Annotated in this window: 13 protein-coding genes and 1 tRNA gene; 11 read left to right on the top strand and 3 right to left on the bottom strand. The window is 64.0% G+C overall.

Features of this window, described 5'->3' with window-relative positions:
* Nucleotides 1–102: 102 nt before the first annotated feature.
* The 3 genes from DDQ68_RS17575 to DDQ68_RS17565 all read right to left on the bottom strand — a co-directional run bounded on the left by DDQ68_RS17575 (nucleotide 103) and on the right by DDQ68_RS17565 (nucleotide 8298).
* Entirely contained in the window at nucleotides 103–2817 is a 2715-nt protein-coding gene (locus DDQ68_RS17575; protein ID WP_109657470.1) for a hypothetical protein, read from the bottom strand.
* A 268-nt stretch (nucleotides 2818–3085) separates the two neighbouring features.
* Nucleotides 3086–3775 (bottom strand): hypothetical protein, encoded by a 690-nt coding sequence (locus tag DDQ68_RS17570; RefSeq protein ID WP_109657469.1) that lies wholly within the window; start codon nucleotides 3773–3775, stop codon nucleotides 3086–3088.
* Nucleotides 3776–4305: 530 nt separating this feature from the next.
* Entirely contained in the window at nucleotides 4306–8298 is a 3993-nt protein-coding gene (locus tag DDQ68_RS17565) for a metallophosphoesterase (RefSeq protein WP_109657468.1), read from the bottom strand.
* 199 nt (nucleotides 8299–8497) lie between these two features.
* Between DDQ68_RS17565 and DDQ68_RS17560 the strand changes: the two genes are divergently transcribed.
* The 11 genes from DDQ68_RS17560 (at nucleotide 8498) to bglX (ending at nucleotide 21601) form a co-directional block, all read left to right on the top strand.
* Nucleotides 8498–9904, top strand: coding sequence for a Pycsar system effector family protein (locus DDQ68_RS17560; RefSeq protein WP_245897091.1), 1407 nt, complete (start codon nucleotides 8498–8500; stop codon nucleotides 9902–9904).
* 37 nt (nucleotides 9905–9941) lie between these two features.
* Nucleotides 9942–10013, top strand: a tRNA-Arg gene (locus DDQ68_RS17555).
* Nucleotides 10014–10100: 87 nt separating this feature from the next.
* Nucleotides 10101–10694, top strand: coding sequence for a hypothetical protein (locus tag DDQ68_RS17550; RefSeq protein ID WP_109657467.1), 594 nt, complete (start codon nucleotides 10101–10103; stop codon nucleotides 10692–10694).
* Nucleotides 10695–10919: 225 nt separating this feature from the next.
* Nucleotides 10920–11171: an RNA polymerase sigma factor gene (locus tag DDQ68_RS23040; RefSeq protein WP_162550211.1), complete on the top strand. Its 252-nt coding sequence runs from the start codon at nucleotides 10920–10922 to the stop codon at nucleotides 11169–11171.
* Nucleotides 11108–11524, top strand: a complete 417-nt coding sequence (locus tag DDQ68_RS17545) for a sigma-70 family RNA polymerase sigma factor (protein ID WP_162550210.1) — start codon at nucleotides 11108–11110, stop codon at nucleotides 11522–11524. The genes DDQ68_RS23040 and DDQ68_RS17545 overlap by 64 nt, the downstream gene beginning before the upstream one ends.
* 104 nt (nucleotides 11525–11628) lie before the next feature.
* On the top strand, nucleotides 11629–12078 hold the full coding sequence (locus tag DDQ68_RS17540; RefSeq protein WP_109657465.1) for a FecR family protein: 450 nt from the start codon (nucleotides 11629–11631) through the stop codon (nucleotides 12076–12078).
* Entirely contained in the window at nucleotides 12069–12710 is a 642-nt protein-coding gene (locus tag DDQ68_RS17535; protein ID WP_109657464.1) for a FecR family protein, read from the top strand. The genes DDQ68_RS17540 and DDQ68_RS17535 overlap by 10 nt, the downstream gene beginning before the upstream one ends.
* A 66-nt stretch (nucleotides 12711–12776) precedes the next feature.
* Nucleotides 12777–16115: a TonB-dependent receptor gene (locus DDQ68_RS17530; RefSeq protein ID WP_109657463.1), complete on the top strand. Its 3339-nt coding sequence runs from the start codon at nucleotides 12777–12779 to the stop codon at nucleotides 16113–16115.
* Between the two features lie 13 nt (nucleotides 16116–16128).
* On the top strand, nucleotides 16129–17676 hold the full coding sequence (locus tag DDQ68_RS17525; RefSeq protein ID WP_109657462.1) for a RagB/SusD family nutrient uptake outer membrane protein: 1548 nt from the start codon (nucleotides 16129–16131) through the stop codon (nucleotides 17674–17676).
* A gap of 111 nt (nucleotides 17677–17787) precedes the next feature.
* A complete protein-coding gene (locus DDQ68_RS17520; RefSeq protein ID WP_109657461.1) occupies nucleotides 17788–19149 on the top strand; it encodes a glucoamylase family protein in 1362 nt (453 codons plus the stop codon).
* A 124-nt stretch (nucleotides 19150–19273) separates the two neighbouring features.
* Complete coding sequence (gene bglX / locus DDQ68_RS17515; protein WP_109657460.1) at nucleotides 19274–21601, top strand: beta-glucosidase BglX; 2328 nt, start codon at nucleotides 19274–19276, stop codon at nucleotides 21599–21601.
* Nucleotide 21602: the final 1 nt, after the last annotated feature.

The raw sequence follows: 21602 nt of genomic DNA, 5'->3' as shown, positions 1-21602 counted from the left end.
GCGTAACTGTTATAATCTGGCCAATACATAAGAGGGGGTTAAAGCAACTACTACATGAATCAGCCGCTGTTTGCGCGGCTGGGGTAGCGGAGGCGAAACCTACTAGCTGAAATAGCGCAATTCCTGTACCAGCAGGCGGTAAATTTCGCCTTTTACGGCTTCGCGTAGTTCGGCCAGACGGGCGAGGCGACGGTGCAGTTCGGGATACCACGCCTCACCAGTATTGCGGGTGGCGTAGGCCCGAATCTGGACCAGGCCGGCGCGGGGTGTGAGCCGGGCCGCATCGGCGGCGAAGAACTTGAAATATGCTTCGCCGTGCAGTTCCGGTGCGGGCAGGGTTTGGCCGCCGCACACTGCTGTGGCCCAGTGGCCGTACACGGCCCGCACGGCGGCTACCAGCTGCGTGGCGGCATCGGTAGCGGGCTGGCCTACGAACTCGGGGGCCAGCACCTGCTCCCAGAATCCCGCCGCGTAGCCGGGCACCAGCGGGTTATCCACGAACACGGCCGGGGCCCCGGGCACGGGGTTGTCGACCTCGAAGCGCGTCACCACGCAGCGGTTTTGGGCCAGCCCGAAGGCGAAGCACAGCCGGTAAAATTCTGCCTCTACCGCCGGGGCACGGGTGAAGTCGGGGGCCCAGAGACTGTATTGGTTGAACCAAGTGGGATAGTTGTTATTGAGTGCCTTCGTTACCCCAAACCAAGTAAAGCAGGCGCGGGCCGAAGCCAAGTCGTAGGCGCAATAACCTCGGTTATCGGGCGGACCGTTGAAGATTTTGGAGATATTCAGCCCAATTACCCGCGTATCAAGATAAAACCACACCCGGTCCGGCTGATTCGACATTCGGCCCAAGGGGTCTTGCTTCACGCGAACCGGCGTGAGGTTGTCCATAAAACCTACAAACATCCCCGCCACATCTCCACACTTCCGGCTTAGCTCAAAGTGGTTGGCTTTGTCTGCTATTGGAAAGCCGCTCACTACCCGGCCTACTTCATCCGACTTTTTCTTTCGGCTGAAGTCGTAGCGCGTTTGCCGCCCGCTCCGGTTACCGTTTTCCAGTTCGGGCAATAACACTCGAATGTCATGCCGCTCACTGCCTAGCGTCACGACAGACGCTGCCGTTACGAAGTCACTTAGCAGCGCATCCTCTTCCCCAGCCATCGAAAAAGCCTTATCCAAATCCTGCTTTTTTAGCCCCGTTAAATCGCGCACGGTGATTGTGTTCCTGGCACCTTCGTGGGCCTCGGTGCCGCCGCGCCACTTCCAGATGGTGTAGGCCACGGGCCACTTACCATTGAGCTTGAAAAACTCGTTGCTCGTGGTCAGGAAGCCGGTTTCGTACTGCCAATGCTGGTCGAAGCGGGCGCGGAACGCCGCATACGTGGGGCGCGGAATCAGCCACGACGTGGGCGTGAACACCAGCAGCACCGGCTGGAAATCGGGGTATTGGGCCACCTGGGCAAGCGCCAGCCGAGTTATCTGGCCCAGGAAACCGAGGTAGCGCTCGTTGCCCGCGTCGGGGCCGGTCATTTCCAGAATGTCGGGATCGATGGCGTAGGTGGCTTCATTGGCGTCGCGCACGTCCTGCCTTTCGTCGGTGTTTTTGTAGGGCGGGTTCAGTAGGAAGGCAAAGGGCTTGTCGAGGGTGCGGCCTTCGGGGGCCAGCGCGTCGAGCAGGTGCTGGTAGTAGTCAGTGGCGGGCTGGTCGAGGAAGTTGAGGCCCCGGTTTTCGGCCACGCGGGGCACGATGGTAAAGCCGCGCATGGCCTCCTCCTCGTCGGCCCGGAAGCGCCGGTCGATGATGCGCAGCAAGTCGGGCTGTAGCTCGGCCACGATTTTGTGCTGAATGTGCTTGCGCCAGGAGCTGACCAGGTTGCCCGAGCCCCCGGCCGGGTCCAGCACCACGTAGTTGTCGGTGAGGCCGGCGTCAAAGTAGGTATCCGTGAACCAGAGGGCGAAGCGGGCCAGCCGCAAATCGGTGAAGAAGATGCCATGCTGCTTCACGTATTCGGGCACGATGCGGGCCATCACCTCATCGAAGCGCGCAAAGTAGTCGTCCGTCGTAATGCCCGACCCCTCGTTAGTGGCCACGTAATGGCGTTCGATAAAGGATTGGAAAAGCAACTGCTTATCGACCGCCACCTGTACAGGCTCGCTTTGCAGGCTCTTTTTGCGTCCGCCTACTACGGTCAGCGCACCCGGTTCTGACTCCCGTTGCGAGACATGGCTCATGGCATCCCAGAAGTTTACGATGTCATAAAAGGCATGGACGGCATCGAGAGGCCGGGGAAAGTACGCCTCCATTGCCTCAATCACCAGCATGAAATTATTGAGGGTGATGGCTGCGCGACCCACTTCGTTGGGGTTGTCGCGCAGCTGGCGCATACACTGAGCAAATAGGTGCGCGTTTACATTGGCACCCTTCCCTACTTCCACATCCTGCGGGCGCGGTTCTTTGAAGAGAAATTGGGCCTTATCCAGAATTTCTCGTTGCTGGCTCTTGTCTTTGGTCTGGCGGGCATTGGCAACACCGGCGGCGTTGGGGGCTTCTAGCGGGGGCGTTTGGTTTGCCAGGCGCTTAGCAAAATCCGGTATCTCGGTGATGCGCCACAGGCCAATAAAACCGAAAGCCAGCACTACGACATGGGTGTAGCCAAGGGGTTCGGCTTCGCGGCTGCTGTAGCGGCCGTAGTGCAAGGCCTGGTAAAAACCAGCCAGCCAATCTTCATGGTCGCCTTTCAACTCAATTACCAGCCGGCCACGCACGTAGCCATCGGCCCCGTTAGCGTCCGACTCACAGAGGAAGTCTTTAAACATCTGACGGAAGAAACCCCGCACGTAGTCTCCTTTGGCGTTCTCATTGCTCGGGTCGGTGATGTAGCGAAAAACAAGGGAGTAGTTGAGGGCGGGGCTTTGGCAGCAGGTTTGGGCGGCATGAGTAAGAAAGGCAAGGATATAAACCGGCTTCGAAGCTACGGCCGGCGGGGCGTACGTTGCTGAGCGCGTCTTTTCTGCCCTACCCCACTGAAGGGGCCCCGGCCGCTTGCGCAGCCGGGGCCCCTTGGTGCGTTATTCCTGGCGCTACTTATGCCGATGGGGTGGCCGCAGCGGCCTTTTTGGGTCCGTGACCGGCGTCCACAATCACCCGCGCCCTCTCATACGCCGCTACCAGCGCGGGCAGGGCGCTTTGCAGGTTGGGCACGCGCACGTCGAGGTGGGCCAGGGCCTGGCGGGCTTCGCCCAGGTGCTGCACGGCGGCTTCGCGCAGGGCGCTGCCGGTAGCGGTTTGCTGGCGCGGGGTGCCCAGCAGGGGCTTGTAGGCGGCGGTGCGCTCGCGCAGGCTTTGCAGCTGGCCGGCGCTCACCATTTCTTCGGCTAGCGCGGCGGCCAGGGGCAGGGCGGTGGTGTAGAGGTCTTCGAGGGCGGCCACCTGCGTAGTGCCGCGCATGTCGTCGAGGCCCGAGCGTGAGTAGGCGGCCACCTTGCCCAGGTTGGGGTAGCCGCCATCCAGGTACAGGGTTTTCAGGCCCTGCACCACGGGCATGGCCGCGTCGAGCACGGCCATTTCGGCCAGGTCTTTGGCCTCGGTGTAGCCCTTGGTGCCGCTGCCGCTGCGCTGTTGGGCTTTGGCATCGAGGGCCGTCAGGGCGGTTTGCAGCGCCTGGTAGTCGGGCACTAGTTTTTTGTAGATGGGCTCCCAGGTGGCGCGCTGGTCGGTGAGCAGCATGAGCACTTGGGTGGCCATGTTTTGGAAATTGATTTCTACGTCGGTCATGTACCTAAAAAGTAAAGTGGATAAGCCTCTCCCAGCCAGTCGCGGCTAAGAAGCGGTTTGAGTTAACAAAGCGGTCATGCTGAGCGCAGCCGAAGCATCTCTACTGCGCAAGTAAATCAATCGATTGGAATAGTTGAGCGGTAGAGATGCTTCGGCTGCGCTCAGCATGACCACCTGTGATACTTTTTAGTTAACTCAAACAGCTTCTAAGCAAGTGCTAAGGTACCGAATGCTAATAAGCAGAACTATAGTTTCTTTTACCGCCTGGCACTAACGCTCACAACCGCTACTGGCAGTCTGGGCGGAGAAGTAAGATATCTTTTAGCCAGCGTAGGACAACTGTTGGTCGGAGGAACGGGTCGGACGCCAATAGTAGGATATCTTCCAGCCAAAGCAGAATATATACTACCCTTGGCAGCCCGTCGGCCACTCGCAGCAGGATGTCGGCGGGTCGGCGTAGTGGGCCGGCCTACCGGCCACCAGAAAGCCCCGGCCGCGCGGGCGGCCGGGGCTTTTTATTGCGCTACGGCTTAAAACAAAAAATCAAACCCTACGAGCACCAGCCGTTCCTCCCCCACGGTATAGGTCGCGTTGATGATGGCCTGCTTGAGCACGTCGATGTACACGCCGCCGCCGAAGCCGGAATGGAAGGCCGACAGGCCCTGGCGCACGTCCACATCAGAGTACACGCGGCCGGCGTCGGCCAGGCCCAGGAGGCCGAGCTTGCCGGGGAAGAGGTAGGCGTTGAAGCTGAGCAGCTGCAAGCGGGCCTCGAAGTTGCCGTAGAGGGCGGTGCGGCCGGCGTAGCGGGTGCGGCGGTAGCCACGCAGGTTGGTGGTGCCGCCCAGCGTGGTGGCCTGGTAGAAGCGGTAGTCGCCAATGTTGTGCTGCACGCCCACGCGCCCGGCGTAGGTGAGGCGGAACGGGAAGCTGGGCGTGAGGTAGGCGCTGATTTCGGAGCTGAGGCGGCCGTAGGTGAGCTTCTCGCTGTTGAGCTGCCAGTTGTACTGCGCCTCGTTGTGCCAGCGGATGCCGATGCGCGGGTTCTTATCGGCGTCCACGGCGTCGATGTTGAAGTAGAACAGGGCCCCCAGATACTTATTCGACTTGAAATCCGAGGACCGCACGCCGAAGCGGCGGTTCTCGTTGCCCGCCCCGATGCTATCCTTGATGACCTGGCCGATGGGGTCGGTTTCGACCCGGAACTGGTCGTACTGGGGTCCCAGGCCCACCTTGATGAAGTTGAGAATGTGGCGCTCGAAAGTGGGGGCCACGTAGAGGCGGTTGAAGCGCACCCGGTACGAGTTGTTGACGGTGCGGTTGGTGGCCTGGGGCGCGTCGGCGCGGTCGGTCAGGTTTTTGGAGTCGTTGCCGAGGCCGAAGAAGTTGTAGAGCAGCTGGGGCCCGTAATACTGGGCTGCCACGTGCAAATCGATGTGGCCAAACACGCGGGTAAACTGGCCGGTGTAGCGCAGGTTGTAGGCCTCGCGGGCCGGGGCGTAGTTGGCCGTCAGGGTGTGCTCCGAGCTAAACGGGTCGCGGCGGAAGCCGTAGCGCCGGTGCGTGACGCCGCCGCCCAGCAGCAGGCCGTCATCGATGTTGTAGCCGAAGAACACGGCCGGGCCGGTGTAGTTCAGGCGGTAGTCCTTGAGGTCGAAGCGCTTGGGGTGGTCGTAGCGGCTCACGTCGGTGCCCGGCTCCAGGCGCAAGCGGGCCTCGGAGCTAGTCAGCACCACGTTGCCCGTATCAGCGTCGTATACCTGGGTGCGGTGGCGGATGCCGGCCACGTGCGAGCGGTCGATGATGGTGTCGCGCCCCGTGCCGCCGATGATGCGCAGCTTGATGGCGTTTTTCACGTCACCGCGCACCACGTACACGTCCTGCCCGGCAATGCCGTAGAGGCGCAGCTCGTCGGTCACCTTCACATCGAGCGTGCGGTCATAAATCGTGCTCAGCTTACCCTTTTTGCTGATTTTCTGCACCGTGACGTGAGTGGTGCCATTGGGCAGGCGGTCCACCGTGAACCGCTCGTTTTTCCGCGAGCCGCGCACCTCCACGATGTCGGCCAGCAGGTCGGCGTACTTGCCGGCCACGTCAGGTAGCAGGGTCCGGCGGCTCTTCAGCTTGGCCACAATCTCGGCCCCGTGCAGGGCGTAAATCTGGGCCGGCCACTTGTCGCGGAACGCTTTTTCAATCACTTCGTCCGTCAGGTGGGCCTTCAGGTACTCGGCCTGCTCAATCCACTGCGCCCGGCTCACGCCGCCCATAAAGGTGCGGTCGTTGCTGAGGGCCGTCTGGTTCAGGCCCTTGTAGTCGGCGTAGTCATAGCCAAAATTCTGGAGGTTGCGCACCGCAAACTTGCGGCTGGCCAGGTAAGGCAGCACGCCGTCGCCCTTAAAAAAAGCGATGTCGCGGTCCTTGGGCACGGCCACGTAGGTGCGGTCGCCGTCCTTGTTTTTCCGCTCGCTCCAGCGCCACTGGTCCTCGTGGCGGTCCCAGTCGCCAATCCACATATCAAACAGGCGCGAGCGGGCAAAGGCCACCCCGTCCACGCGGTTGTCGTTGTCGTCGAGCAGGCGCTCCAGCATCTTCTCCGTGTCCACCAGCTTCTTGGCAAAGTCCAGGCTGGCTACGTTGCTCTGGCTGTCCTTGGCATCTTCCTCCAGGGCCACCGTTTTGTTGGCAAACTGCGGGAAGTACTGACCCAGCAGCGGGTCGGCGGGGATGTAGCGCGGCACCGGGTTGGTGTGCAGAATGCCGGCCGCCGTGCCCAGCGGCGGCAGCACAAACGAGGCGTAGGGGTGTTGGGCCGACACCTGGTCTTGCAGTACGGCCTTGGCCAGGCCGGTGCGCAGGGCCTCGGGCAGCACCGCGGCGGGGTCCTTGTCGATGGTGCGCAGCGTGAAGCCGTGGCCGGCCTCGTTGCGCAGCTTCAGCGAAGCGGTTTGCTTGCCGCCGCCGGTTTTGTAGGGCGTGAGGCCTCCTTTTTCAGTGGCCAGGTCCAGCACCGGAAACGCCACTGGCGTAGCCCACTCGGCGCGGTAGTGGCGGCCCAGCAGCCAGTCGTGGAACTTGCCGTGGCGGTTGTAGGCCGGGTCCACGGCCACCGTGCGCACGCTGTCGGGCCCGAAGGCGGGGCGCTGGGCCGGCAGGGGCCCCACGGCCGCTTCGGGCTGGTCGTCGTCGCGGTCCTTGTGCTTTTTCCGCTTGTGGTGCCGGTCCGGGGCCCCGGCCGGCACGGCCGCGATGGCCCCGCTGGCGCCCGCCGTGTAGAGGCGGGTGCGGAACACCTGGTGGGCGGTTTCGCCGTTGCCGTCGGGCACCAGAAACTCGCTCCACACCTCCCCGTTGTCGTAGTAGTTCACCCGCGCGAAGCCCTTCTCCTTGTCCGAAAACAGGGCCCCGCCGCCGTCGCCGGGCTTCACGTGCTGGGTTTTGCAGCCCGAGCCGCTGGTGATGTAGTGCGTGTTGTTCTCCTTGAAATACTGAAGGTTGTGCTCGTGCCCGTTGGTGTAAATGACGTTCGGGTACTTAGCAAAAATGTCGGTCAGGCCCTTTTTGTAGGCCTGGTAGGCCGGGTAGGCAATGTCCTGGCTGATGCCGCCGTACTTGCGGGCCCAGGGGTAGATGGAGCCGATGAGGGGCAGCGGCACAAAGGCGTACTTGAAAACGATGCTGAGCGGGAAAATATGGTCGGCCAGCGTGAAGTAGCCGCCATGGATGCCGTCGGAATACAGCGGGTGGTGGGCCAGCACCATGATGTTTTTGTCCTGGTTGCGGGCAATAATGTCCTCCACCTCCGCGTAGATGTCGGCGTCGGAGGAGATGTTGCAGAAGCCGTTGGCGGGCCGGAACTCGGCCGGCGTCAGGAACCACTGCGAGTTCAGGAAAATCAGCACCAGGTTGTCCTGCACCCGCACCTCGTAGGGCCCCGGGCAGCCGTCGCGGGGTAGCAAAAAGTCGCCCGTGTAGCGGAAGGCCGTCGAGTCCTTTTTCAGGTAGCTCTCCGTGAATTCCTGCTCGCGGTTCACCTGAGCCAGGCCGTTGCGCGTGCCCTGAATCCAGTCGTGGTTGCCGGGCGTCATGTACTTCTCGCCCTGGTAGCCCTTCAGCACGTCGAGTTGGGCCGTGATGCGGCCCTCGGCCGTGCGGCGGTCCACGGCCCCCACCGGCGGCATACCCTGGTTGTAAATGTTATCGCCCAGAAAAACGGTGGTGCTCCGGGCCCCGGCCCGCATAATTTGCTTATGCAGGAAGTTCAGCGACGGCTCGCCGCCGTTAGCCGGCAGCACGGGGTTGCCCACGTCGCCAATCAGGAACACCGAGTAGCGGAGGTGGGTGGTGTCGGGGGGCGCGGTTTTCTCCCAGCCCACGGCCCCGCGGCGGTAGTTGGGCTTGGGGTGCAGCGGGTTATCGGGCGATTCGCCGGCTTCCCCGATTTCCTCAATCTGGGCCCACCCCACCGCCGGGCGCCCCGCCACCAGCACAACTAATAGCCCCAGGACGCGAATAAATGCCTTCATGTAATAATAGCGTGCTTCCGATAATAACTAGTAACCTTCGTAGGAGAGCGGCGGGGCCCGGCCCGACCGCGGCGGGAATCCTGCAAAAATACGGGGCCCCGGACGAGTTGCCCCTGGCCCCACCGCGCCGCCGGAATTAACTTGCCTGGCCGTACCTGCGTTTGAGGCAGGCGCGCGGCCCTTTTTGCCCCGTCCCCGCATGGAAACCCTTCCCCTCCCGGCCCCGCCGCCCGCCCCCGCACCGCCCGGCGCAGTGCCCGCCGGGGCCCCAGCCGCTGGGGCTTCGGCCTTGGTGGTTGCCGGGGCCCCGGCCGCTTCGGCTCCAGACCCAGCCGCCGGGGCCCCAGCCGCTCCAGTCCCGGCCGCTGGGGGCCCAGACCAAGCCGCTGGTAAGCCCAAAAAGCCCGCGCTTTCGCCCTTAGTGGAGGCCGCGCGCGCCGCCGTGGTGCCCCTGCTCGAAACCCAGCTGGCGCCCACCCTCACCTACCACACCCTACGCCACACCACCACCGTGGCCAAGGAGGCGCGGGCCCTGGCCGCCGCCGCCGGCCTGGGCCCCGCCGATACCGAGGCGCTGCTGGTGGCCGCCTGGTGGCACGACACCGGCTACCTCGACGTGTACGACGGCCACGAGTACCGCTCGATGGCGCGCGCCGCCGCCTGGCTGGCTGGCCAGGGCGTGCCCGCCGAGCGCAGCGCGCTGGTGCAGAGCCTCATCCGGGCCACGCACCGCGACGAGGCGGCCGAAACTGCGCTGCAACAGCTGCTCGTGGACGCCGACCTGAGCAACCTGGCCCGCGACGATTTTCAGGCCAGCGCCGAGCTGCTGCGCACCGAGTGGGAGGTGGCCCTGGGCAAAACCTACAGCAGCGCGGACTGGGCCGAGCTCCAGCTCACCTTCATGCAGGCCCACCGCTACCACTCCGAGGCCGGCAAGGAGCGCTACAACAAGGACTTCAGGGCCAACAAAAAAGCACAGCGGAAAGAACTCAAAAAGATTGAGAAGAAGACCAGGCAGCGCACCGAGGCCAAAACCGAAACCCTGGCCCAGCCCAAGCGCGGCATCGAAACCATGTTCCGTACCATGTACGGCAACCACATGAAGCTGAGCGACATGGCCGACAAAAAGGCCAGCATGATGATTTCCCTCAACGCCGTACTGCTCTCGGTCATCATCACCTACCTAGGGGCCAAAAGCTCGGCCCTGGGGCCCTCCTTCACCCGCAACCCCATGCTGGCCGTGCCGATGGGCATCCTGCTGCTCACTTCGCTGGGCTCGGTGGTCACGGCCATCCTCTCGGCCCAGCCCGACGTGACGAGCTTCAAGTGGCTGAAAAAAAGCCCCGAAATTGCCACCAACCGCCGCGTGAACCTGCTGTTTTTTGGCAACTTCACCAAGCTCAGCCTCGACAACTTCCAGGCCGGGATGCGCGACCTGATGCGCGAAAAAGACATGCTCTACACCAACATGGTCACCGACGTGTACTACCTCGGCGAGGTGCTGGCCCGCAAGTACGGCCTGCTGCGCAAGAGCTACGCCATCTTCATGGTGGGCCTGATCTTGACGGTGCTCTCCTTCGGCATTGTGCTGGCCTACAAATCGTAGAAACCGCCCGGCGGGCCGTACTTTTGCCCGCTGCCATGGCCCCGTAGTTCAACGGATAGAACAAGGGTTTCCTAAACTTTAGATGTGAGTTCGATTCTCGCCGGGGCCACTTAAATTTTTGACTCACAGCTAAACAGCAGCATTCCCAATAAAGGAGATGCTGCTGTTTTTTTTACCCTGCTCCTTCCCAACCGCTATGAAAAACCACTATTCCCGCTGGCTGCTTCTGCTAGCCGCGGGGCCCCTGTTTTGCCAGTGCAGCAAAGCCCCGGAGGCCACCCCTGAAACAGACTACCGGCAGGCCGGCGTGAAGCTCATGCAACAGCTGACGCCCCAGCTAACGGGGACGTGGGACCTGCGCCGGGTAGTGGTTAAGCGCCTGGGCAACGACTATTACCAAAAACGCGCGGGCGTAACCAAAGATACTGTTTTTCAGGATTTTGCCGTGTTGACCCTTGCGCCGGCCGTGGCCTCGCGCTACACCCCGCGCGACCCGCAGTACGGCGAGTTTGAGGGCACCTTGCAGTACAGTAGCAAGGTATTTCCGGTGTATTTTGCCCTCCGGATTACGCCCGAATACGCCAGCACGCGCCAGGGCCCCCAGGCCATATTCTCGCCCGGCCTCAACCGCCCGGCGGGCTCGTACCCGCTGGATGTGGACCAGCAATTCTTGACGGATCTGGGGGTGCTTCAAGACAATTTTTACCTAGAGGCGACGCCCGGGCAGCCCCGCATGGTTTGGCGCGGGCTGAACCGGGGCGTGGACCGCATCGAGCTGCAAAAGCGCTAGCTTTTGAGGAGCCAAGCCCGCCCGGGGCCCTGGTTTTCGTGGAAACGATACCCGCCGCGCCCTGGGAGGCCGGCGGGTATTTTTTTTAACGAGCCCTCATTATTCTACCACTAATTTCAAAAAATCAACCACATTGGCGGCGGGCCGTAAGCAGTTAAGCGGAATAATTCGACTTCTTTTACCCCGCTTTTAGTGGTTTAGCCGCGGCCGGTTCCCTTGCTTGGTATGGCCTTGTTTGCTTCGTCTGCGCCCCGCGTACCCCGGCCTTTGGCCGGCCACGACGACACGGCCCTGGTGCAGGCCCTGGGCGGCAGCGGCGGCGAGGCCGCGTTTGCGGAGATTTACGAGCGGTACTGGTACGAGCTGTACGCGGCGGCCTACCGCAAGCTGGGGTCCCCGAGCTGGCCGAAGAAGTGGTGTACAACGTGCTGGCCGCCCTGTGGCAGCGGCGCGCCCAGCTGGCCATCGAGCACCTGAAAAGCTACCTGCTGGGCGCGGCCCGCTTCCGCACCATCGACGCCCTGCGCGCCCGCCTGGCCTACGCCCACTACCTCGACCACCAGCGCGCCCACGAAGCCGACACCAGCACCGAAAACGCACTGGCGGCCAACGATTTGTCGGCCGCGCTGCTGGCCGGTCTGCGCCAGCTGCCCGCCCACACCCAGGCCGTGTTCCGGCTCAGCCGCTTCGAGCACCGCTCGGTGCCGGAAATCGCCAGCCGCCTCAACCTCTCGCCCAAAACGGTGGAGTACCACCTCACCCGCGCCCTCAAGCTGCTGCGCGTGAGCCTGCGCGACTTCGTGCTGCTGGCCTTGTGGTGGCTGTGGTAGGGCCCCGGGGCGCGGGGCTTTAATTTTTTTTTGCAGGCCGGCCAGGGGTTTGGCACCTTTCTCCGACTTACTAGGACGAACCCGGCCCCGCCGGCCGCTTGCCCATGATCAACCCCACCCTCCAAGCCCTGCTGCACCGCTACCGCGACGGCACTTGCACCCCCGCCGAAACGCGGGCCGTGGAGGCTTGGTACGCGGCTCAGCCCGACGGGCCCGCTCCCTCCTTGGCCGGGGCCGAGCGCGAGGCTTTGCGGCGCCGGCTGTGGCAACGTTTGCGGCCCACCTCGATGGCCCTTGGGCAGCGCACCGCTGGGGCCCCAGCCGGCTGGCAGTGGCTGGCCGCGGCCGCCGTAGTCGTGGGCCTGGGAGTGGGCAGTGGCCTGCTGGGGCCCCGGCCCGACCCAGCTGGGGCCCCGGCTGGCTGGCAAGTACGCTCCAACGCCACGGCCCGCACGCAAGCAGTGCAGCTGCCCGACGGCAGCTACGTGGCCCTTAAGCCCAGTAGCCGCCTGCGCTACCGCCCCTCGCCGGCGGGCAGCGGGCGGTGTACCTGAGCGGGGAGGCGTTTTTCCGGGTGGCGCACGACGCGGCCCACCCGTTCCGGGTGCTCACGGCCCACCTGGAAACCCGCGTGCTGGGCACCAGCTTCACGGTGCGAGCCTACCCGCAGCAGGCCGGAACCGTGGTGCAGGTGCGCACGGGCCGGGTGCGGGTAAGCCCGCGCCGGCCAGCACCCACCGTTGCCCAAGCCCAAAACAGAACCCTGGGCCCGGCGGTGAGGGCCCTGGTGCTGCTGCCCAACCAGCAGGCCGTGTACGCGCCGGGCCGGCAGCAGCTACGCCGCGAGCTGACGCCCCAGCCGGTGCTGCTGGCCCCCCAGCCGTTTGCGTTCGATAACCGACCGGTGGCCGAGGTGCTCGAAGCCTTAAAAACCGCCTATGGCGTGGACATTCGCTACAGCCCCGCAGCCGTGGCGGGCTGCACCGTGAACCTGCACCGGCAGGCCTCGCTTCGCCAAGCTAGAAGTGCTGTGCCAGGCCACGGGAGCGACTTATTCCCAAGCCGACGCGCAAATTACTTTCCATTCAACTGGCTGTCAGTCAATCTAACCCCGGAAAAACCATGTATATTCATTGCAATCGTTTGCATAACCCCAACTGGTGGCCCGGCCGCCCGGGGTGAATGACGCTGGTTTTCCCGTTCTGCGCGGCGGCAGCTCCGCCCATTGATCCACTCTTTTCTTCCCACCCCTATGCTACCAAGGCTACTTCCCTTACCGGGCCTGCCCCGCCTCAAGCGGGCCGCCCTGCTCCAGTTCCTGTGCCTCACGCTGTTGAGCACCCTCAGCATTGCGGCGGCCAGCCCCACGGCTGCCCAGCCGTCGCTCACGCAGGCCGTGACCATAAACGCCCAGGACGCGGCGGTGTACAAAGTATTGGCCGACATTGAGAAGCAGACGGACGCGCACTTTCAGTACAGCCGCCAGCTCATCCGGGCCAACCGCCACGTTAGCCTCCGGGCCACCGGGCAGCCGCTGGGCCAGGTGCTGGCCGAGCTGCTGGAGCCCTTGCGCATCCGCTACACCCTCACCGACGACGGCATTGTGCTGAAGCCCGAAGCGGCCGGTCCCGTGACGGGCCGCGTGGTGGACGAAAAGGGCCAGGGCCTGCCCGGCGTGAACGTGGTAGTGAAGGGCGGCACCACCGGCACCTCCACCGACCCCGACGGCAAGTTTACCCTGACCGTGCCCGACAACGCCACGCTTGTGTTCAGCTTCGTGGGCTACACCTCGCAAGAAGTGGCGGTGGGCGCCCAGACGACCATTAACGTGGCGCTGGCCCCCGATGCCAAATCGCTGAGCGAAGTGGTGGTGGTGGGCTACGGTACCCAGCGCCGCCGCGACCTGACCGGGGCCGTGGCCCGGGTGGAGGGCTCGGAAATTGTGAACCAGCCGGTGCAAACGCCCACCCAGGCCCTGCAAGGCAAAATTGCCGGCGTGCAAATCATCAGCGACGGCTCGCCCAACTCGCAGCCCACGGTGCGCATCCGCGGCACGGGCACGCTGCTGGCCGGGGCCAACCCGCTCTACGTGGTGGACGGCGTGCAAACCACCGACATCCGCAACCTGAGCAACGCCGACATTGCCACGATTGACGTGCTGAAGGACGCCTCGGCCGCCGCCATCTACGGGGTGCGCGGGGCCAACGGCGTCATCATTGTGACCACCAAGAAGGGGGCCCTGGGCAAGCCGGTGCTCAGCTACAGCGGCACCTACGGCTTCAAACAGGCCGCCCACCTCGTGGAAATGGCCAACGCCGACCAGTACAAAAGCTACCTCGCCGACACGTCGCCGAATACCAAGTTTCCGGACTACCCGGGCTTTACGGGCACTACCAACTGGTACAAGGAAATCCTGAAGCACGGCATTTTCCAGAACCACAACCTGGCCGTGTCGGGGGCCACCGACAACGTGCGCTACTACTTCTCGGGCAACCTGCTGCAAGACGACGGCATCGTGACGCAGAACAAGTTCCAGCGCCTGACGGTGCGCTCCAATACCTCGTTCTCGCTCTCCGACAAGGTTACCATCAGCTCGCAGGCCTCGTACAGCCACGCCGACACGCGCGACGTGAACCTGGGCGCGGCCTACCTCAACGCCTACCGGGCGGCCCCCTTCATTCCGGCCAAGCAGGGCGAGTTGTACGGCAACACCTCCGCCTTCGGCAACGCGGGCAACCCACTGCTCGACATCGACAAGAACAACAACCGCTCGCTCGAAAACCGCTTGCAGGGCAACGTCGGCATCGACGTGCGGCCCGTGGACTGGCTCGTGCTGCGCTCGGCCATTAACCTGGACCTGAACTTCAACAACCGCACGATTTATAACTACCAGTTCAACAACGACGCCAGCACGTTCATCATCGCCGGCGGCAACCAGTTCAGCCCAACCAGCAGCCTGGGCGTGATGCAGAACAACTCCTACCGCTACCTGTGGGAAAACACGGCTACGTTTCATAAAACCTTCGGCGGCAAGCACGACCTGACGGTGCTGGCCGGCACTACCACCGAGGAGGGCCAGACCACGCCGCTCTACGGCTCGCGCCGCGGCGTGCCCGCCGACCCCAACCAGTGGTACCTGAACACGGGCGACCCCAACACGTCGGTGGTGAACCCCTACGACCCCAACAACCCCGACGCCGGGATGCTGCCCTCGAAAGACCGCCGCTTTTCAGTGCTGGGCCGCGTGAACTACTCCTACGAGGGCCGCTACCTGCTCACGGCCAACCTGCGCTACGACGCCTCGTCGAAGTTCGCCTCGAACCGCCGCACGGGCGTGTTTCCGTCGCTGGGCGTGGGCTGGGTGCTCTCCGACGAAGACTTCCTGAAGGACGTGCGGGGCCTGAGCTTCCTGAAACTGCGCGGCAGCTACGGCCGCCTGGGCAACGACCAGATTCCGACCAACTCCTACGTGACCACGGCCGACATCAACGTGCCCTACATCATCAACGGGCAGCAGACGCTGGGGGCCGTCATCAGCCAGCTGAAGGACGGCAGCGTGCACTGGGAAACCACCAGCGAGTACGACGCCGCCGTGGAGTTTGGCTTCCTCGACAACCGCCTCACCGGCGAGCTGACCTACTACAACAAGCGCACGAGCAACGCCCTGATTCCCATTAACATCCCTGGCATCCTCGGCGACCCCGACAACCAGCTCATCACCAACGCCGCCGACATCACCAACAAGGGTATGGAGGCGGCCGTGAACTGGCGCGCAAAGCTAGCCAGCGGCATCACCTACAACTTCGGCGTGAACGCCACCTTCAACACCAACCGCATCGCCAACCTCAACGGCGGGCAGGCGCTGTTCGCGGGGCAAAACCTGGTCACCAAGTCCGACAACGGCGTGGCGGCCGGCAGCTTCTTCCTGCTCGACGCCATCGGCGTGTACCAGTCGGCCGACGAGATTAAAAACTCGCCGGTGTCCATCTTCGGCACGGGCCCCAACGGGGGGCCCCAGGTGGGCGACTTGAAGTACGCCGACGTGAACGGCGACGGCAAGATTGACCTCAACGACCGCCGCTACTTCGGCTCGTACCAGCCGCCGGTGTATTTCGGGGTGAACGGCGGCCTCACCGCGCGCAACTTCGACCTCTCGTTCGTGTTTTCGGGCAACCTCAACAACAAGGTGTACAACGCCAAGAAGCAGGCCCGCACCCAGGGCACCGACAACATCGAGGCCAGCTTCGCCGCCGACCGCTGGACGGCCGCCAACCCTTCCGGCACCAACCCCCGGGCCCTGACGAGCAGCATGCCCAACTCGTCGTACTTCCTCGAATCGGGCGCGTACCTGCGCCTGACCAGCCTCGTGGTGGGCTACACCTTCGGCGTGAGCAGCCTGGAGAAGGCGCATTTGGCGTCGCTGCGGCTGTTTTTGTCGGGCCAGAACATCTTCACCGCCACCAAGTACACCGGCTTCACGCCCGAGCTGCCCGGGGGCCCCCTCAACTCCGGCATCGAGCTGGTGGGCAACACCAGCAGCTACCCCACCCCGCGCACCCTCACGGTGGGCCTGACCGCTAACTTCAAATAAGCCGCCGCCTGTTATGAAACCTACCCCCTTTTCGACGGGCCGCCGGGCCGGCACCGCCGCCCTGGCCCTGGCCCTGGTTGTGGCCAGTGGCTGCAAAAACTTCCTCGAAGTGGCCCCCCAGGGCCAGCTCAGCGAAGACGCCATCCGCACCGACCCCGCCGCGGCCCAGAAGCTGGTCGACGGCGTGTACAACGCCCTGTACTTCGGCGGCTTCGGCCCCGACGTGAACGGCTTGCAGAACATCATCATGACCGACATCGCCTCGGACGACGGCGACAAGGGCAGCACGCCCACCGACTACGGCGACGCGCTGACCATCGACAACTTCACCGCCACCTCGTCCAACGGCACCGTCAACAACGTCTGGAATGGCTACTTCCAGGCCATTGCCCGGGCCAACCAGGCCATCGACAAAATTCCGCTGAGCCCAGCCGCCGACGTCCTCAAAAACCAGGAGCTGGGCGAAGTGCGCTTCCTGCGCGGGTACTTCTACTTCAACCTGGTGCGGTTTTTCGGCGGCGTGCCCCTGATCAACGGCGTGCCCGCCGCCGCCGACGCCAATAACCCGGCGCTCCAGACGCGGGCCTCGGCGGCGGATACATACGCCTTCATCATCAACGACCTACAGTTTGCCGCCGACAACCTGCCGGCGAAGGGCGCGACGCCCGTGGGCCGGGCCACCAAGGCCGCCGCCCAGGCCATGCTGGCCAAGGTGTACCTGTACCAGAAAAATTACCAGAAGGCCTACGACCTCACCAGCGCCATCATCACCGGGGCGGCCTACTCCCTGTACCCCACTTACGCCGACATCTGGCGCACGGTGGGCAACAATAATTCGGAATCGATATTTGAGGTGCAAACCGGCGTGAATGCGGCCTGCAACAACTCGGCCGTGAACCTGTACGCCGTGTGCCAGGGCCCCCGCGCGGGCGGCAAGGGCGGGTGGTCGGACCTGGGCTTTGGCTTCAACAACCCCACCCAGAGCCTGGCGGACGCCTACGAGCCCGGCGACGTGCGCCGGGCCGGCACCATCATCTTCATCAACCCCACGGCGCCGGCCGGGCAGCGCTCGGTGGGCACCGTGCTCTGGGACGGCTTCCGCATCCCGACCAAGGACTCGGTGGAAAACATGCGCTACAGCTACAAGGCCTACCACAGCCGCACCAAGGAGCCCAACTGCGGCAACACCGACTACCTGCCCAAAAACGTCCGCATCATGCGCTACGCCGAGGTGCTGCTCATCAACGCCGAGGCCGCCCTGCAAATCGGCAACGCCGGGGCCGCCGCCACCAGCCTCAACGCGGTGCGCGCCCGCGCCGGCCTGGGGGCCAAAGCCGCCACGCTGGCCACCATTTGGCAGGAGCACCGCGTGGAGCTGGCCATGGAGCACGACCGCTTCTTCGACCTGGTGCGCCAGGAAAGCGTGATGCCCGGGCGCATTGTGCCCATTTTCGCGGCTCAGGGCAAAACCTTCGCGAAGGGCAAAAGCGAAATCTTCCCCATCCCGCAGCCCCAAATCGACCTGAGCGGCGGCGTGCTCACCCAAAACCCGGGGTATTGATTCCGCCTTCCCATCGTTCAGCGAGGCGCCTCACGGGCCCCCTTGAGGCCGGCCCCAAGGGGGCGTGAGGCGCCTCGCTAAACGACAACTACACGTCTTAAAAAGACAGCCATGCGCCTGAAACTTCTTGCCTCCCTGCTACTGGCCCCCGGCCTGCTGGGGGCCCAGCCCACGCCCAAAGCACCGCCGAAAAAACCCGCCGCGCCGCCCGCCTTCGATGCCCGGCAACGGCCGCGCCACCTCACCGACGAGCAGCTGCTGGACCTGGTGCAGCGCCAGACGTTCCGGTACTTCTGGGACTTTGGGCACCCAGTGAGCGGCATGGCGCGCGAGCGCAGCAATAGGTCGTTCGACTACGGCGATGAGGTGGTGACGACCGGCGGCACGGGCTTCGGCCTGATGGCCATCATCGTGGCCGCCGAGCGGGGCTGGATTACCCGGGCGCAGGCGGCGGCGCGGGTCAGTAAAATCGTAAATTTCCTGTGGAAGGCCGACCAGTACCACGGCGCGTTTCCGCACTGGTACGACGGGGCCACGGGCCACACCATCCGCTTCAGCCCGAAAGACGATGGGGCCGACCTCGTGGAAACCTCCTTTATGTACGAGGGCCTGCTCTGCGCCCGCCAGTACTTTACCAAGGACACGCCCGACGAGCGCAATGTGCGCAACAAGGTGCTCTGGCTGTGGGAAGGCGTGGAGTGGAACTGGTTCACCCAGGGCCAGAATGTGTTGTACTGGCACTGGAGCCCCAACAACGGCTGGAGCATGAACCACCAGCTGCACGGCTGGAACGAAGCCCTGGTGACCTACGTGCTGGCCGCCGGCTCGCCCCGCTACGCCATCGACAAGACCGTGTACGACCAGGGCTGGGCTACGGGCCCCGACTACCTGAACGGCAATACCTACTACGGCCACCAGCTACCCCTGGGCCCCGCGCTGGGGGGCCCCCTGTTCTTCTCGCACTACTCGTTTTTGGGCCTCAACCCCCACGGCCTGAAGGACGCGCACGCCGATTACTGGGAGCAGAACAAAAGCCACACGCTCATCAACCGCGCCTACTGCGTGGCCAACCCCAAGCACTACAAGGGCTACGGCGCCAATGCCTGGGGCCTCACGGCATCAGACAGTTACCAGGGCTACGCCGCCCACTCGCCCACCGAAGACCTGGGGGTGATTTCGCCCACCGCGGCGCTGTCGGCCATGCCCTACGCACCGGCCGAATCGATGCTGGCGCTGCGCCATTTCTACGATGATTTGGGCGATAAAATCTGGGGCCCCTACGGCTTCGTGGATGCCTACAGCGAGGAGCACAACTGGTACGCCGCCTCGTACCTGGCCATCGACCAGGGCCCCATCGTGGCCATGATTGAGAACCACCGCACCGGCCTGCTCTGGAAGCTCTTCATGAGCGCCCCCGAGGTGCAGCGCGGCCTGACGAAGCTGGGGTTCGAGAGCCCGGATATTAAGAAATAAAGCCGCCCGCCCGGTAATCGCCACGGGCTCCGCACCGTTCACCCAGTACACCGATTAGCGGGTAGCCGGCAGGAAAACCGGCAGCCCATCCCGTTCTTTACCAAATCACCTACTCTTCTCACCAATGACCCAATCTACCCGTATTTGCGGCGCCTTTTTCTTACTCACGCTGGGCCTGGGGGCCCGGCCGGCGGCGGCCCAGCAAGCGGCCGCGCCTAAAACTACGCTGCCCGCGCCCGACGCCAAAATGACGGCCTTCGTTGACAACCTGCTGGGTAAAATGACGCCCGAGGAGAAAATCGGGCAGCTCAACCTCGTGTCAGTCGGCTTCGATGTGACGGGCCCCGTGGTGAGCAAGGACGTGGACGCCAACATCCGCAAGGGCCGCGTGGGGGCCGTGCTGAACACCTACACGCCGGTAGCGGCGCGCAAACTCCAGGCCCTGGCCGTCAAGGAGTCGCGGCTGCACATCCCGCTCATTTTAGGATACGACGTCATTCATGGGCACCGCACCATTTTCCCGGTGCCGCTGGGTTTGGCTGCGTCGTGGGATTTGCCGGCCATGGAAAAAACTGCCCGCATCGCCGCCGACGAGGCCAGCGCCGACGGCGTGAACTGGATGTATTCGCCGATGGTGGACATTGCCCGCGACCCGCGCTGGGGCCGCATTATGGAGGGCAGCGGCGAAGACCCGTACCTGGGCTCGCAGATTGCCCGAGCGATGGTGCGCGGCTACCAGGGCCCCGACAACGACATGACCCGGCCCGACCGGGTGATGGCCTGCCTCAAGCACTTTGCCCTGTACGGGGCCGCCGAGGCCGGGCGCGAATACAACACCACCGACATGAGCCTCCAGCGCATGTACAACGAGTACCTGCCGCCCTATAAGGCCGCCGTGGAGGCCGGCGTGGGCTCGGTGATGTCGTCGTTCAACGACGTAAACGGCATCCCGGCCACGGCCAACAAGTTCCTGATGACCGACTTGCTACGCACGCAGTGGGGCTTTAATGGCTTCGTGGCCACGGACTACACCGCTATTAACGAATTAGAGGCCCACGGCCTGGGCGACGACAAAAAGGTGTCGGAACTGGCCATGAACGCGGGCATCGACATGGACATGGTGGGCGAGATTTTCCTGAACAACCTGGCGAAAAACCTGGCCGACGGCACCGTGACCCAGGCCCAGATTGACCAGGCCTGCCGCCGCGTGCTGGAGGCCAAGTACCGCCTCGGCCTCTTCCGCGACCCCTACCACGGCGTGAGCGAGAAGCGCGCCAAGGCCACGCTGATGAAGCCCCAGTACCTGGCCGACGCCCGCGACGTAGCCCGCCGCAGCTTCGTGCTGCTCAAAAACGATAAGCAAACCCTGCCCCTCAAAAAAACCGGCAGTATTGCCCTGGTGGGGCCCCTGGCCAACCGCCAGCGCGATATGATTGGCAGCTGGAGCGGGGCCGGTGACTGGAAGCAAGCCGTGTCGGTGGAGCAGGGCCTGCGGACCGCCGCCCCGGGCCTGAAAATTACCTACGCCCAAGGTGCCAACGTGGCCGACGACCCGCAGATGATTGACCGCCTGAACGCCTACGGCGGCGAGCTGAACATCGACCCCCGGGCCCCCGAGGCGCTGATTGCCGAAGCCGTGGCCGCTGCCCAAAGCGCCGACGTAGTAGTGGCCGTGGTGGGCGAAAGCCAGGGCATGACCGGCGAGGCCGCCAGCCGCGCCGACATCGGCCTGCCCGGCCACCAGCTCGATCTGCTCAAGGCCCTGAAAGCCACTGGCAAACCCCTGGTGGTAGTGCTCATGAACGGCCGCCCCCTCACCCTGCCCTGGGAAGACCAAAACGCCGACGCCATCCTCGAAACCTGGTTTTCGGGCACGCAGGGCGGCCACGCCGTGGCTGACGTGCTGTTCGGGGCCTACAACCCGGCGGGTAAAATTACGGCCACCTTCCCGCGGGCGGTAGGCCAGATTCCGATTTACTACAACCACAAAAGCACCGGCCGCCCCTACGCCGGCGTCAAGCTCGACAAGTACAAGTCGCGCTACCTGGACCTCCCCAACGACCCGCTCTACCCCTTCGGCTACGGCCTAAGCTACACTACGTTCAGCATTTCCAAGCCCATACTCAGCGCCGCCACCATACCCATGGCCGGGGCCCTGGACGTGACGGTGACCGTGCAGAACACCGGCACCACCGACGGCGAAGAAGTGGTGCAGCTGTACCTGCGCGACGTGGTGGGCACCAGCACCCGCCCGGTGCAGGAGCTGAAAAACTTCCAGAAAGTGCTGCTCAAAAAGGGCGAAAGCCGCCAGCTCACCTTCCACCTCACGGTGGAGGATTTGAAGTATTACAACAACAATTTGCAGTTCGTGGCCGAGCCCGGCGAGTTCCAGGTAATGGTCGGCAGCAACTCGCGCGACGTGCAGATGGCCTCGTTCACGCTAACGCAATAGG

It is taken from the genome of Hymenobacter nivis (assembly GCF_003149515.1).
Lineage (GTDB): Bacteria > Bacteroidota > Bacteroidia > Cytophagales > Hymenobacteraceae > Hymenobacter > Hymenobacter nivis.
The sequence above is the reverse complement of the archived record's forward strand: the minus strand, read 5'-3'. Positions and strand labels throughout refer to the sequence as shown.